Annotated in this window: 14 protein-coding genes; 8 read left to right on the plus strand and 6 right to left on the minus strand. The window is 60.7% G+C overall.

Annotated elements, in window-relative coordinates; all coding sequences use genetic code 11:
• Positions 1 to 44 precede the first annotated feature (44 nt).
• From CCICO_RS07810 to pth (CCICO_RS07820), 3 genes are all read left to right on the plus strand, one after another.
• Positions 45 to 473, plus strand: coding sequence for an RbsD/FucU family protein (locus CCICO_RS07810; RefSeq protein WP_018019228.1), 429 nt, complete (start codon positions 45 to 47; stop codon positions 471 to 473).
• Between the two features lie 99 nt (positions 474 to 572).
• Positions 573 to 1,568 carry a LacI family DNA-binding transcriptional regulator gene (locus CCICO_RS07815; RefSeq protein WP_018019229.1) on the plus strand — a complete coding sequence of 332 codons (996 nt, stop codon included), beginning with the start codon at positions 573 to 575 and terminating at the stop codon, positions 1,566 to 1,568.
• A 66-nt stretch (positions 1,569 to 1,634) separates the two neighbouring features.
• Positions 1,635 to 2,177 carry an aminoacyl-tRNA hydrolase gene (gene pth, locus CCICO_RS07820; RefSeq protein ID WP_018019230.1) on the plus strand — a complete coding sequence of 181 codons (543 nt, stop codon included), beginning with the start codon at positions 1,635 to 1,637 and terminating at the stop codon, positions 2,175 to 2,177.
• A 54-nt stretch (positions 2,178 to 2,231) separates the two neighbouring features.
• Here the strand turns inward: pth (CCICO_RS07820) and CCICO_RS07825 are convergent, their stop codons facing one another.
• Positions 2,232 to 3,725, minus strand: a complete 1,494-nt coding sequence (locus CCICO_RS07825; RefSeq protein WP_018019231.1) for an FtsX-like permease family protein — start codon at positions 3,723 to 3,725, stop codon at positions 2,232 to 2,234.
• Positions 3,722 to 4,480, minus strand: coding sequence for an ABC transporter ATP-binding protein (locus tag CCICO_RS07830; protein WP_018019232.1), 759 nt, complete (start codon positions 4,478 to 4,480; stop codon positions 3,722 to 3,724). Before CCICO_RS07830 ends, CCICO_RS07825 begins: the two co-directional genes overlap by 4 nt.
• Positions 4,481 to 4,611: 131 nt before the next feature.
• Here CCICO_RS07830 and CCICO_RS07835 point away from each other — a divergent pair, with 131 nt between their 5' ends.
• From CCICO_RS07835 to CCICO_RS07850, 4 genes are all read left to right on the plus strand, one after another.
• Positions 4,612 to 5,376, plus strand: coding sequence for a sensor histidine kinase (locus CCICO_RS07835; protein ID WP_018019233.1), 765 nt, complete (start codon positions 4,612 to 4,614; stop codon positions 5,374 to 5,376).
• Positions 5,376 to 6,029: a response regulator transcription factor gene (locus tag CCICO_RS07840; protein WP_018019234.1), complete on the plus strand. Its 654-nt coding sequence runs from the start codon at positions 5,376 to 5,378 to the stop codon at positions 6,027 to 6,029. The genes CCICO_RS07835 and CCICO_RS07840 overlap by 1 nt, the downstream gene beginning before the upstream one ends.
• 24 nt (positions 6,030 to 6,053) lie before the next feature.
• Complete coding sequence (tpx, locus tag CCICO_RS07845; protein WP_018019235.1) at positions 6,054 to 6,554, plus strand: thiol peroxidase; 501 nt, start codon at positions 6,054 to 6,056, stop codon at positions 6,552 to 6,554.
• Between the two features lie 472 nt (positions 6,555 to 7,026).
• A complete protein-coding gene (locus tag CCICO_RS07850; protein WP_018019236.1) occupies positions 7,027 to 8,508 on the plus strand; it encodes a sodium/glutamate symporter in 1,482 nt (493 codons plus the stop codon).
• 110 nt (positions 8,509 to 8,618) lie between these two features.
• On the opposite strand, the gene CCICO_RS07855 is transcribed toward CCICO_RS07850, so the two are convergent.
• The 3 genes from CCICO_RS07855 to CCICO_RS07865 all read right to left on the minus strand — a co-directional run bounded on the left by CCICO_RS07855 (position 8,619) and on the right by CCICO_RS07865 (position 11,554).
• Positions 8,619 to 10,073: a glyceraldehyde-3-phosphate dehydrogenase gene (locus CCICO_RS07855; RefSeq protein ID WP_018019237.1), complete on the minus strand. Its 1,455-nt coding sequence runs from the start codon at positions 10,071 to 10,073 to the stop codon at positions 8,619 to 8,621.
• A gap of 189 nt (positions 10,074 to 10,262) precedes the next feature.
• Positions 10,263 to 10,442, minus strand: coding sequence for a hypothetical protein (locus CCICO_RS07860; RefSeq protein ID WP_018019238.1), 180 nt, complete (start codon positions 10,440 to 10,442; stop codon positions 10,263 to 10,265).
• Positions 10,443 to 10,564: 122 nt separating this feature from the next.
• The gene (locus CCICO_RS07865; RefSeq protein ID WP_018019239.1) at positions 10,565 to 11,554 is read right to left on the minus strand and encodes a nitronate monooxygenase; all 990 of its coding nucleotides are present in this window, start codon (positions 11,552 to 11,554) and stop codon (positions 10,565 to 10,567) included.
• A gap of 29 nt (positions 11,555 to 11,583) precedes the next feature.
• Between CCICO_RS07865 and pth (CCICO_RS07870) the strand changes: the two genes are divergently transcribed.
• Positions 11,584 to 12,249, plus strand: coding sequence for an aminoacyl-tRNA hydrolase (gene pth, locus CCICO_RS07870; protein ID WP_018019240.1), 666 nt, complete (start codon positions 11,584 to 11,586; stop codon positions 12,247 to 12,249).
• Between the two features lie 17 nt (positions 12,250 to 12,266).
• On the opposite strand, the gene CCICO_RS07875 is transcribed toward pth (CCICO_RS07870), so the two are convergent.
• Entirely contained in the window at positions 12,267 to 13,655 is a 1,389-nt protein-coding gene (locus CCICO_RS07875) for an anaerobic C4-dicarboxylate transporter (protein WP_018019241.1), read from the minus strand.
• Positions 13,656 to 13,771: the final 116 nt, after the last annotated feature.

The following is a 13,771-nucleotide window of genomic DNA, read 5'->3' on the forward strand; positions in this document are numbered from 1 at the left end:
CTCACGCCCCTCATCGTCACCTCTTTTCACGCTAAGGAGAACACATGCTCCGCAATATCCCGGAGAAGATTTCACCGGAACTCCTCTACACTCTGGCCCGCATGGGACATGGCGATCGCATCGTCATCGGAGATGGAAATTTCCCAGGCTACACCTACAATTCCACGGTCATCCACGCTGATGGTCACACCGTCGCTGGCATGATGGACGCAATCCTCAAGCTGATGCCCTTGGACTCCTATAATCCGTGGCAGATCGGTCTCATGGAAACTGTGGGAGACGATCCAGAGCCTCCTGTATGGAGCGAATTCGCCGAGATCGCCGAACGCAGCTATCCGAGCCATACCGTGAAACACTTTGAGCGATTCGAGTTCTATGAGCAAGCAAAGAAGTGTTTCGCAGTTGTTGTGACCACGGACACCGCTCTCTACGGAAATATTATCCTCACGAAGGGAGTTGTCATTCCAGAATAGATTCACGCATTTCGACAGACTGTATGGCGCCTAGGCCACCCGCATTCTTGGGTGCCCTGGGCGTCATGTACACTTACCGGCGTGCGTAAAAAGTCGGTTATGCAGGATGTGGCACAGTTAGCGGGGGTATCCACGCAAACTGTGTCTCGAGTAGTAAATAACCATTCTTCCGTGCGACCAGCCACCCGCGAACGCGTCTATGCCGCTATGCGCGAGCTCGACTACCGGCCCAACGCAGCGGCCCAAATGCTTGCTTCCGGCTCCTCCCGCTCCATTGGTGTCCTTTCTGTGGGCACGATGTCTCACGGCTTGATCACCCTCTTTGCCGAGCTGCAGGCCCACGCCAAACACCGGGGATGGCATGTGCTCACCTCCTCATCAGCCAATGCCGACTTCGCGGAGACGCAATCCGCCCTTGACTATTTGCACTCCCGACAAGTGTTGGCGACGGTCATCCTCTTCCAACATCGCAGCCTTCTGCCACTCTTCGAGCATTGGACAGGTGCTCCTGGGGTGATGATCAGCTCCGTCGACCACGGCATTGAGGACATGTCCACCATCGGCATCGATCAAGTATCCGGTCTACACTCCGCCTTGGACCATTTGTGGGACCAAGGAGTAACCGATACGGCCATGATTACCGGTGACCGGGAATATATCGACGCTCGGGAACGAATGGTCATCTACCAGCGCTATAGCCGTTTGAAGAAGCAATCCTTCTCGCTTTTTGGCGGCAAGGGTTGGGGCGCCTGCGATGGCTACGCTGCCGCGCAGGAGATCCTCAACGTTGGCCTCCCCGAAGCCGTCATCGGCGGCAATGATAAAATCGCGGTCGGCTGCGCCCGCGCCTTCGCCGAGCACGGCTTCACTGCGGGGAAAGATTATAAGCTTATCGGGATTGACGATGATGAAGTCAGCTCCTACCTGACCCCTCCCCTCTCCTCTATTCGCCAAGACTTCGCCGAACTCGCTGGTGTTGTCATTGATGAACTCGCCGGGTTGATGGAGGGCAAGCCCCACCGCAAGCTCCTGCTGCCTTCCCATTTCATTCCCCGCGCGTCTTCGCTGCCTGAGGATGCGCCCGAGCTCGGTTAGAACACACAGCAGCTGATCCTAGGCTCGGAAACTGCGGCGGTATCGCTGCTACTAGGGTTAGTGGGCATGGAAACTTTCATCGTGGTTGGGCTGGGCAACTCGGGTAGGCAATACGCCGAGACCCGCCACAACATCGGATATCTTGTGGCCGATGAGATGGCGGGCCGCGAGGTGGCGTCGTCACGCTTTAGTGTGCATAAAAAATCCGGCACCCAATTAGTGGAAGTGCGGCACGGCCAGCGGAAAGTGATTGTGGCGAAGCCGCTGTGTTTGATGAATGTTAGCGGCCGGCCGGTGCAGGCGCTGGCGCGCTTCTACTCGGTGAACCCGAGCAATATCGTGGTGGTTCACGACGATATGGAACTGGACTTTGGGCAGGTGGCGCACAAGATCGGTGGTGGGCTGGCCGGGCACAATGGGCTGCGTTCGATCGCCCAGAGCCTCGGGACGAAGGAGTTTCAACGCATCCGAGTGGGCATTGGACGCCCACCGGGATCCCAACCACCAGCAAGCTTCGTGCTCAAGCCCTTTAGTACCCGCGAACGCCCCGAACTGCCCTTCGTATGCAGTGACGCGGTGGATGTGATCGAACGCGAGGTGTTGGGTTAGTAGCTGCCGGCTGTGCCCCGCCGTCTGCGCCGCGCCACACCCCGCTCATCGCGGCTAATCGCTACGCCGCACCCGCCTCGCCCCGGCAAGCACCATGGAGCGCACCGGCAGGGTCACACTCAGTGCCAAGGCCATCACCACTACCCCGCCGAGAACAATGGACAGCCACGAGGCTGGGTTCTCGAAGATCGTGGGAATATGGGTGCCGAACTCCTCGTACTCGGCGAAGGGGCGGAATAGGATGCGGCCGAAAATGAAGGCCACTACGCTCGCTCCCACCATGGGGCCGATCATCTCTAGCCATGAGACGGCCAGACCAACGCGGCTGGGCACGCCGATTTTGTTGAGCGCGAGTGTTTGATCAGCGCGCTCAAACTCGGCGGAGCACTGGTTAATCATCGCGGAGATGCCGGCCAGGATAAACGCGAAGACGATCGTGGAGATCACCCCGGTGGTGATGTCGGAATACACCCCAGAGATCAGTCTCGTCTGTGCTTCGGCCTGGCCCGGATCGCTAGGATCACGGAATGGCGCCGAGGCGAGCGCTGCGATGATCAGGGAAATCGCGGCAATGCCAGAGACACGCCGCCAGGCTTTCACCGGTTCCATCACCACGCGGCGGGCAGTCCAGCTCACAGTGAGCCACGGTGCCCGTGCGAGCAACCGAGATGCAAGCTGCAGGAGCAGCGGCATCACGAGGTCCACGGCAAGCAGAAATACCGCGACAATCAGCACGGTGCCGAGATAGCGCCACGGACCATCGCTCATACCGGGTGCGGGCATGAGCACCAAAGCACCAATGGCGACGATGAGCACGATTAGCCGCCAGAAGCGCAGCGCCTTCGGGGTTGATCTACGAGATACCCCGAGCGGAGAGATGTTCACCCGCAGCAGCCCGAACCACGCCGAGATGCAGACGCATCCGAGCAGCAACAGATCCAGCGAGAGATACAGCCAGAACGGAGCAAGGATCTCCTCATAGCGCACGCTGTCTCCTTGGAAGGACAACCGCTGGAAGAAGGGCAATAGAAGAAGCGCAATGCCGGTGCCGAGGATGATGCCCACCACGGCCTGTACAAGGGTTTCGAAGGTGCCCATGCGGTTGATCTCCGAGCGCGACAGCCCGAGCAAGCGGAATGAGGCCAGCCTCCGCTCCCGCATCCGGGCACCTAGCACCGCCGCCGCGCTGGTCAGCGTGAGCACGGGGAAGATCAGCAACGCGCAGGCAAAGCCGGCAAGGAAAACGTAGAAACCAAGCATCGCTTCCATGCCTGGGTCCGCGGCAATAGCCTGGGCTGCGAGCTCGCGCGGATGTTGCTGACGATAGACAAACATCCAGGTGCCGGAGGCCACGATCATCACGATTGCGCTGATCACACTAAAAGCCACGATCGCCAACAGCGTTAACAACCCCGAACCATCGCGGCGGCGCATCCGCGCAGCAAACACGTGGTAAGTAATCGAGCGCAGGTTCGCGGCCCCGCGGTAGACCCGCTGTGGCCGAATGCTGTCGCGTGTGGTGGAGGAGGTTTGCGTGGGAGTGCTCATCGCTGCCCCTCCTCCCAAGCGCGTCCAGCTGCCTGGCTGGTCGCGGCCGCGGTGGCGGTGCGGGTGCGGGAGCCGTCGATGGCCCGATCGGCGTGCACTCGCCCATCGCGGATCTCGATCAGCCGGTCGCACCACTGGGCCACATTGCTGTCGTGGGTCACGATCACCAGCGTGGCGCCGCTGCGCTGCACTAGGGCAGTGAGCAGCTGCATCACCTCATGGCCGGTGGCTTGGTCAAGTGCGCCGGTGGGCTCGTCGGCGAAGATGATCTTCGGCTCACCGGCGATAGCCCGTGCCACCGCCACTCGCTGGGCTTGGCCGCCGGAAACATCACCGGGTAGCTTGGCGCCGTGCCCAGCCATGCCGAGCATCTCCAGCAGCTCATCGGCGCGAGCGTGCGCCGCCCGGCGCGACTGGCCACGCAGTTGCAAGGGCATGGCCACGTTTTCACGGTTGCTCAACTCGGGAATGAGTTGGCCGTCTTGGAACACAAAACCGAAATCGTGCAGGCGAATGCGGGAGCGCTGGGTGTCATTGATGGTGGTGATATCGCGCCCGTTGTAGATCACCGCGCCACTGTCGGGCACCAACACTCCTGCAAGGCAGTTGAGCAGGGTGGACTTACCGGAACCGGAAGGGCCCATCACGGCCACTGCCTGTCCGGCGCCGATCTCAAGGGAGACATCATGGAGGACATTTTCTGTGCCAAAGCTCTTGGAGAGGTTCTGCGCGCTGAGTAGTGATTGCGTTGTCATAGCTTCAATTCAAGGCTGTACGCTGGCAATTTCCAATAATCTAGAGACTAGTTTTCTTAGTAGTGCTAGCACTACCCCCACCGTGGCTGCCTCGGCAGGATTTGTCGGAGAGCCCTTTTAGAATGAGTGCCATGGCAGGTTTGTTTCGCCGCGTTCGTAGCGCGGGCTCCCAGCGTGATCACGATGCGGAGATCCGTCATCTCATCGATTCGCGCCGCACGATTGTCAACGCCTACGAGGTGGAGCGCCGCCGCATCGAGCGGGATTTGCACGATGGCGCTCAGCAGTCCTTTGTGGCTGCGGCGATGGCACTCGGCGAGGCGGAGCTGGACCCGGCGGTGGAGGCCAACCCGCAGCTCAAAGCGTTGCTTGCGCAGGCACACCGCACTCTCGATGAGGGTTTAGAGGCGCTGCGGGCGACGGTGCGGGGGATCCATCCGCACACGCTCAGCGATTCTGGGTTGGTTGCCGCGGTGGAGGAGCTGCTGCATTCCATGCCGTTGCGCTCTTCTCTCACCTGCCCGCATCCGCTTCCCACCCTGCCGGAGGGGGTGTTGGCCTGTGGTTATTTCTTTGTCTCTGAAGCGCTGAGCAATATTGGCAAATATGTGCCCGAGGCGCGGGTGGATGTGTTGATCACGGTTGAGTCCAATCTGCGGATCTCGGTGCTGGACACCGGTTCCGGCGGGGCGCGCATTGTGCCAGGCGGCGGTCTGCACGGCATTAAGGAGCGGCTCGCCGCGTTCGGCGGCACGATGGAGCTGAACTCCCCGCCGGGCGGGCCCACCCAGGTTGTGGCTAATGTGCCCTTGTTGTTGCATCGCGGGGAAAGCGGCATTGTGCTCAGCGCCGTCGAATCCGCCGCCAGCCCCACAGACGTAGGAGAGGATCGCTAATGAACATCATTTTGGCCGATGATTCGGGCCTGCTTCGCGAGTCTTTAGCGGCCATGCTGGAACGACAGGGCTTCACGGTGCTCGCGCAATGTTCCTCGGCCGAGGAGATCATGCCGCTTATCGACGCCCACTCCTCGGCCGTCGACCTCCTAGTCACAGATGTCCGCATGCCACCATCGATGAGCGATGACGGCCTGCACGCAGCCGTGAATGTACGGCACCACTACCCTTCGGTGGGCATCGTGGTGTGCTCGCAGTATGTTGCGCCGGCTTATGCTCGCACCGTGTTGGAGATGGCAGGGGGTGTGGCCGGTACCGGCTATGTGCTCAAAGACTCGGTGGGGCATGTGGCCGATTTCATCCGCACTCTGCGCACGGTGGCCGCCGGCGGCATGGTGATTGATCCGCAGGTAGCCCAAGCCATGGTGCGTTCTCAGCAGGGAATGAACGATCTCACCGCGCGGGAGAGCGAGGTGCTTGCTCTCATGGCGCAGGGGCTTTCTAACCCCGACATCGCCGAGCGCCTTGTGGTCTCGGGTGCTGCGGTAGCCAAGCACATCGCCTCGATCTTTCAGAAGCTGGGCCTTTCTCCGGGGGAGGACAATCGACGAGTCAAAGCGGTGCTGCGTTATCTCTCGGACGTCGGCGCATGAGCTATTTCAGGTACAAAGGAGGGCATGACTTTACGTACTGCTTTCCAAGGAAACCCGGTCACCGTCTCCGGCGAACTGCCCGAGGCAGGCTCGCGCTTGGGCGAGTTCTCGCTGACTAATGACTCGCTTGAGACTGTCACCAACTCCGATTACTCCGGTCGCCGAGTGGTGCTCAACATTTTCCCCTCTGTGGACACTGGCGTGTGTGCCGCATCGGTGCGCCAGTTCAATGAGCTCGCCGCCGGACTAGATAACACCGTGGTGGTCAACGTCTCCCGCGATCTGCCTTTCGCCTTGGCCCGCTTCTGCGGCGCCGAGGGCCTAGAGAACGTGGAGGTGGCTTCGGACTTCCGCCGCGGATTCGGCGATAATCTCGGCCTGGTGCAAAGCGATGGCCCGCTGGCTCAGCTGCTTGCCCGCGCCGTGATCGTCTGTGATGAAGATGGCACCGTCCTGCACTCCCAGCTGGTTGATGAGATCACCACCGAGCCGGACTACGAGGCCGCCCTTTCCGCACTGCGCTAATCGCACTGTCGTCCTATATTGCCCGCTTCTGCCCGCCTTCTCCTCTGCTGACGCGCGAGTAGGAGGCGGGCTGTACTTGTGGCCTAGATGAGGCTGCTGTGACCGCGACGACCACACGCTTTTCTGCTGCTCATAACCGGCGAGGAACTGGCCGACGATCCTTGCCATGCCCACTGAGTGAAGCTCACTGCTTTATTTCTAACAATGGAATTGTGGCCATCACCTGATCAGCCCACCTACGTTCTTCATCTATCCACTGGATGAACAGCCTCTATTGCCCTGCCATCAACGCGGCCCCGTCTACCCCTTCAGGCCACAGATATCGCTCAGCCGATATCCCTTACATTCTTGTGCTCACCTCAGCTTTTCTATCCATTCCGCACAGCACACGCTAAGGTATCCCCTAACTGTGTTGTTTGTGCGGTGCGCCACATGTGCACCCCGGATGTAGAAAAGGAGGTGTCCGCATACTATGACACCCAATTCCGTTGGTTTTGCACTCGTGGTTCTCATGGTTGTGCTCTTCGTGGGCAAGATCGTGCGCATGCGTGTGAAATGGACACAAAACCTGTTTTTGCCCAGTTCCATCATCGCCGGTACCCTCGCCCTGCTGCTCGGGCCTGAGGTGCTCGGCACCATCGCGGGCTGGTTCGGAGAGAACTCCACCACCGAGTATCTCCAAAGTGGTGGCCTCTTCGGCGAGCAGATGCTCAGCGTATGGAAAACCCTGCCCGGCCTGTTGATCTCGGTGGTGTTCGCCACCCTGTTCTTAGGCCAGAAGCTACCCAAGCCCAAAGAGGTGTATCACCTCGCCGGCCCGCAGCTGTCGGTGGGCGTGGCCTTCGCCTCCGGCCAGTACGTGGTGGGCATGCTGCTCGCCGTGGCAGTGCTGGCGCCACTGTTTGGTATGTCGCCCATGGCGGGTGCCCTGATCGAGATCGGATTCGAGGGTGGGCACGGTACCGCTGCCGGCATGATTGATGTGTTCCACGAGGTGGGCTTCCCCGAGGGCGGCGATCTCGCCGTGGCTGTGGCCACCGTGGGCCTCGTGGGCGGCATCGTGATCGGTGTGGGCGTGATCAACTGGGCCATTCGCACCGGCCGCACCCAGATCGTCACCGAGGTCAAAGACCGCTCCCTCGAGGAGCAGCGTGGCCTGTTCCGGCGCGATGAGCAGTACACCGCTGCGGTGATGACATCGCGCCCCTCCTCTATCGAGCCGCTATCTCTGCACGCCGCGTTTATCGGCCTGTCCATCCTCATCGGTATCTGCATTCTCGAGTTTCTGCAGTGGGTCGAGAAGATGCTGTGGGCCGATCAGGTGGAGCTGCTGCGCTATGTGCCGCTGTTTCCGATCGCCATGATCGGCGGAATTATCGTCCAGATTCTGCTGAACAAAACCGGCTATGACTACTTGGTGGATTCCAACATGATGCTGCGACTGCAGGGCCTAGCCCTCGACATGCTCATCGTGGCCGCACTCGCCACCATCTCGCTGCAGGCGATCGCCAATAACTTCTGGCCCTTCGTACTGCTGTGCCTGGGCGGCATCATCATCAACGTGTTCATACTGCTGTGGCTCGTGCCGCGGACCATCCCCTCCTACTGGCTCGAGCGCGGCATCGGCGACTTCGGCCAGTCCATGGGTGTCACGGCCACCGGCCTGATCCTCATGCGCATCGCCGATCCCGAGGGCGAAAGCCCCGCCTTCGAGGCCTTCGGCTACAAGCAGTTGGTATTCGAGCCCTTCTTCGGCGGCGGTGTGATCACCGCCCTCGCCGTGCCGATCATCTACCAGTTCGGCCCCGGCTGGATCTTGGGCCCCATGCTCGCTCTATTCATCGCTGCCTTGGCGTGGAGCCTGCTCTACTGGGCGAAGAAGAATAAAGATCCGCACGCCGAGAAGGTAGTGCAGCGCAAGCAGGACTCCGGCGCGGAGCCCGAGCCCGTCTAGACCACTACGTGGCGACCGCGCGGTGTGTGCCCGACATGACGTCGATAAGCGCTGACCGCACAATAATGCCCCATTCGAAGAATCGAATGGGGCATTGGTCTATCGTGCAGCTAGTCGAGCTCGGAGAGCTCGCGGCGCGGAGGATACACCCGCGGCCGGGTGCCGGCGATCTCCTCCACGATGCGAATCACCTGGTTGGAGTAGCCGAACTCGTTGTCGTACCACACGTACAGCACCAAGTGGTTACCGGTGGCGATGGTGGCCAAACCATCGACGATGCCGGCGTGGGTGGAGCCGATGAAGTCATTCGACACCACCTCGGGCGACTTGATGTAGTTGATCTGCTGGCGCAGCGTGGACTTCAACGAGACGGTGCGCAGGTAGTTATTCACCTCATCGGCGTCTACGTCCTGCTTCACCGTCAGGTTCAGCACCGCCATGGACACATCCGGGGTGGGCACGCGGATCGCGTTGCCAGTGAGCTTGCCCTCGAACTCAGGCAGGGCCTTGGCCACGGCCTTCGCCGCGCCGGTGGAGGTAAGCACCATGTTCAAGGTGGCGGCACGGCCGCGGCGCTCGCCCTTGTGGAAGTTATCGATCAGGTTCTGATCGTTCGTAAAGGAATGCACTGTCTCCACATGGCCAAACTCCACCCCATAGCGGTGGTCGATGGCCTTGAGCACCGGGGTGATGGCGTTGGTGGTGCAGGATGCGGCGGAGAGCACCTCATCCGAATCCTCGATGTCGGTGTGGTTGATGCCGTAGACGATATTTTTGATGTCACCCTTGCCCGGGGCGGTGAGTAGCACCTTAGACGCACCCTTGGACTTCAGGTGCTGAGACAATCCAGCGCGGTCGCGCCACACACCGGTGTTATCCACCACGATGGCATCCTGAATGCCGTAGGCGGTGTAGTCCACCTCTTCGGGGCTGTTGGCGTAGATCATCTGGATGGGGGTGCCATTGGCCCAGATGATGTCCTTGTCCTCGTCGATGGTGATGGAACCGTCGAAGGCACCGTGGATGGAATCGCGGCGCAGCAAAGAGGCCCGCTTGACTATGTCATCCGCGCACTTCTTGCGCACTACCACTGCCCGCAGGCGGGTACCGCGACCCTGCGTTTCGCGGGCCACGAGGATCCGGGCGAGCAGACGCCCAATACGGCCGAAGCCGTAGAGCACCACATCGCGCTGCACCTCAGTGTCCTTGGTGCCGATCACATCGGCCAGCTGCTCCTCCAGGTAGGCGCGCAGATCGCCGCCCTGCTTCTTGTAGCCCACTGCAAGGCGCGCCACATCGATAGAGGCGGTGCCCAGATCTAGCTCAAGCAGGGTTTGGAAGACAGGCAGGGTGTCTTCCAAGGGAAGCTCGCGCTCCATGACGCGGCGCGCATAGCGGTGCATCTTGATGATCTCGATGTCCGACGGATTCACCAGCAAACGACCGAAGATCGAGGTAACCACGTTCTTCTCGCGGTGCAGGCGGCCGATCAGCGGGATCATCTGCTCGGCGAGCTCGATGCGCTTGCTCCAGTCGCTGGGGTTGGGGGTGTGGGCGTCGGTCATAGTGGCGTTCATATCCTCCGCTAGTGATGGGTGAATGGTTCAATGTCCACCTCAAACGGTAGCGAAGATGTGGTTTTCAGGGGGCCATTTTCACCCCACTTTCTCACCACTCGGGGGTAGATACATGTCTGTTTTTATCCACCTCAATCACTAAATGTGAGCCGCCCCCCTACCCCACTGTGACGCGCGCTACCACTTGCGCGCTTTGGCGATGGCCTTCTTGAGCGCCTTATCGTCCAAATCCAAGGCATGAGCCTTGCGCAGTCGGTGGCACACCACAGGACACGAGCAGCAGCGCTTCTTGGATCGGCAACACTTCTTCTTCGTCTTGCCCTTTTCCAGATTGCGGCGAACCTTTTCCAGTTTCATTCCTGCACCTTCATCCGCGCTTATCGACGCCCACCTCTACGCCCCGTCCCCACGTGGGCGGCACGCAGCCGACGGCGTAGTAAACCTAGCCTTAACTAGTGAAAGTGTAGCCTAGCCGTGCCTCACTTACTGAGCAGATGCCGCACGATTTCTGCGGCCGAAGCCTCCCGGCAGTGATTCACGCCCTCGCCTGCGAGACAATAAGCCCACGCCCGCTCCTCCTTCTTTCTCTCAGGGGCCGGGCTGATATGGGGAAACACCGGCGGCATGCTAGCGTTCGCGTGCTCATCCACCCCTGTGATGACACCACGAGCAACCCGCCCAGTAAACGCGCGGGTGGCGGCGGTTTCTAGCTGGCCTTCGCGCAGAATGGCGCGATTACTCTCACTCGTCCCAGCCTCATCTGCCAACAGAAAAGCGGTTCCGCACGAGACTGCGACCACCTGCTCTAGGCTCAGAGCATCAGCCACAGCCGCTGGGGTAGTTAGCCCGCCAGCCGCGATGAGCGGCAGCGTGCATTCGGCGGCCACCGCGGCGATAAGCTCTGGCAGCGCCAACGTGTTGGGTTTCTCATCCTGATCCCAACTACCGCGATGCCCGCCAGCGCTAGCTGCCTGCACGATCACCGCGTCCGCCCCCACCTGCTCTGCTACGCGGGCCTCATCGGGGCTTGTGACGCTCACCCATGCTTCGATCCCCCGCTCGTGGGCCTGACGCACCTCCTCTGCGGAGAAGCAGCCGAACATGGAATTGACCACCAGTGGCTGCGCCTCGAGCACAGCAGCGAATTTCTCATCCCACTCAAAGCTGTAATCCACCTCGGGTTTCCAGCGGTCACTCAGCTCGGCGGCCACGTCGTGCTCTGGGTGCTGCTGAAAGTAGCGCGGCCGTGGATGCGGGGCGAAGAGGTTGACGCCCACGTTCATCCCGCCGGGCAGCTGGGCGGCGGCACGCATATTCTGCCGCAGCGCATCGGCGCTGGCCCGCCCCGCGGCGAGGAAACCGAACTGCCCAGCATTCCACAACGCGGCCGCCAGCTCAGCAGTGGAGGGCCCGCCCGCCATGGGCGCGGCAATCAGGGTGATCTCTCGGGTGCGTAGCAGCTCACTCATGCCCCGAGCCTATGTGCAAGAATCGATGCGTGCACGGATTTGATAACCTCACCGATTCCCTCCGCTCCTTCTTCGCCCGCCTCGGCTCGAAGACTCCAATCCCCACCACCACGTTGCCCGAGCGCATCGATTACCTGATTCTTGGGTTGGGTAACCCCGGTGGACGCTACGACGCCACTCGCCACAATGTGGGCTACATGGCGGTCGACGATATCTTGGCCACCCGCGGGGACATCCTCACCCCGGTCCACGGTGCGCCCCTGAGCATCGCGGTGACCGACCACGATGGCCGCTGCATCGTGGTGGCGCGTTCGCAGACCTATATGAATAACTCCGGCGAGGCGATCGAGGCGATCCGCCAGCACCTCGAACTGGACGCCTCACAGGTGCTCGTGATCCACGATGAGCTCGACCTTCCCGCCGGTGCGGTGAAGATCAAACGCGGCGGAAACGAAAACGGCCACAACGGGCTGAAATCACTCAGCGCCGCACTAGGCACCCGAGACTATGTGCGGGTACGCATCGGGATTGGACGGCCACCGAAGAATGAATCAATTCCCATCCCGACATGGGTGTTAAGCCCCATTGACTCCTCCCCAGAAATGGAAGAGGCTATCGCCCGGGCCGCCGAGGGCGCGTGGCTGGCGGCCGCAGACTCTGTCAGCGCCGCGCAGAACAGGATCAACCGGCGCTAGCCTCGATTCCCTCCCACCTAGCCGAGAATCAGCTGGGCAAGCAGCGATCCCACCACACAAGAGGTGGCCACGCTGATGGCACCCGGGATGAGGAAGGAGTGGTTGATCACGAACTTCCCAATGCGAGTGGTGCCGGTGCGATCAAAACCGATGCACGCCAGGTCCGAGGGGTAGGTGGGCAGGATCCAGTAGCCGTAGGCCGCCCCGTAGAAGCCGACAATAAGCACCGGATCCACCCCGAGGCTCAAACCCAAGGGCGCGATAGCGACCAGCGCCGCGGCTTGAGAGTTAACCAGCTTGGACACGATAAGCAGCACCAAGGCGTAGGTCCACGGCGCTGAGGCCACTACATCACCGAGGCCGTCTTTTAAGGCATCGATGTGTGTGCTGAAGAAGGTATCTGCCATCCAGGCCACACCGAAGACGGAGAATACCGCCGTCATACCTGCTTTGAACACGGTGGTATTAGCGATCTTTGCCTTATCCACCTCGCACCAGAGCAGAATGATGGCGCCGGCAACCAACATCACCATCTGAATCACCAGATTCATCGACAGCGGCTTCATCACCCCATCCTCGGTGGGGAAACTGGGCCTGAGCCCTTCCACAGCCCCCAACAGCACAACGACGGCAATCGCGGAGAAGAACACCGCCACCGCACGATAGGCGCTTTTGTCGAAGGTCTGCGAAAGCAGCGAGGTGTTGCTGCTACGCATGGTCTCGGCGAACTCGGGATCCTGGAGTCGCTGCTGGAATTCAGGATCATCATCGAGATCCTTGCCGCGACGGGTAGACCACAAAGCGGCCAGAAGCACACCACTCAGGGAAGCCGGCAGCGCCACAGAGAGGATCTGTGGGATGGAAAACGCCTGATCGATCACTCCGGCATTCTCAGCCAAGATAGAAGCAAGCGACACTGTGGCCACAGACACCGGCGAGGCGGTGATGCCCATCTGCGCCGCAGTAGACGCTGCAGCCATAGGCCGCTCAGGGCGAATATTCTTCTTCACCGCGATGTCTTCGATGATGGGAAACATCGTGTACACAACGTGTCCGGTGCCGCAGAGTACCGTGAGCGTCCACGTGGTCAGCGGCGCAAGAATGGTAATCAGGTGCGGTTTAGTGCGCAGCAGCCTTTCTGCGAACTGCATCATCACATCCAAGCCCTTGGATTGCTGCAAGGTGGATGCACAGCCGATCACCGCAATGATCGTGAGCATTACCGATACTGGTGGCTCGCCGGGTGCCAGCCCAAAGAGGAAGACCAGCACCATCAACCCGAGGCCAGAGATCAGGCCGAGCCCGATTCCGCCGTAGCGGGTGCCGAGAAGAAGACAGAAGAGAATGATCGCGACTTGCAGCACGATCGCAAGAGTGGACGTGGGGTCGAGGAGCCCAGAAAGCATGACACTGCCTCTCACTAGGGGTTAAACAGCTTCTACACGCGCCTTCAATCCCACTAATCATACCTGCACAGACTCGTTTTCTAGGCCCAGCTGTGAGATCACAACGCTACCCCCAA

The sequence above is a fragment of the Corynebacterium ciconiae DSM 44920 genome, assembly GCF_030440575.1.
Taxonomy (GTDB): domain Bacteria; phylum Actinomycetota; class Actinomycetes; order Mycobacteriales; family Mycobacteriaceae; genus Corynebacterium; species Corynebacterium ciconiae.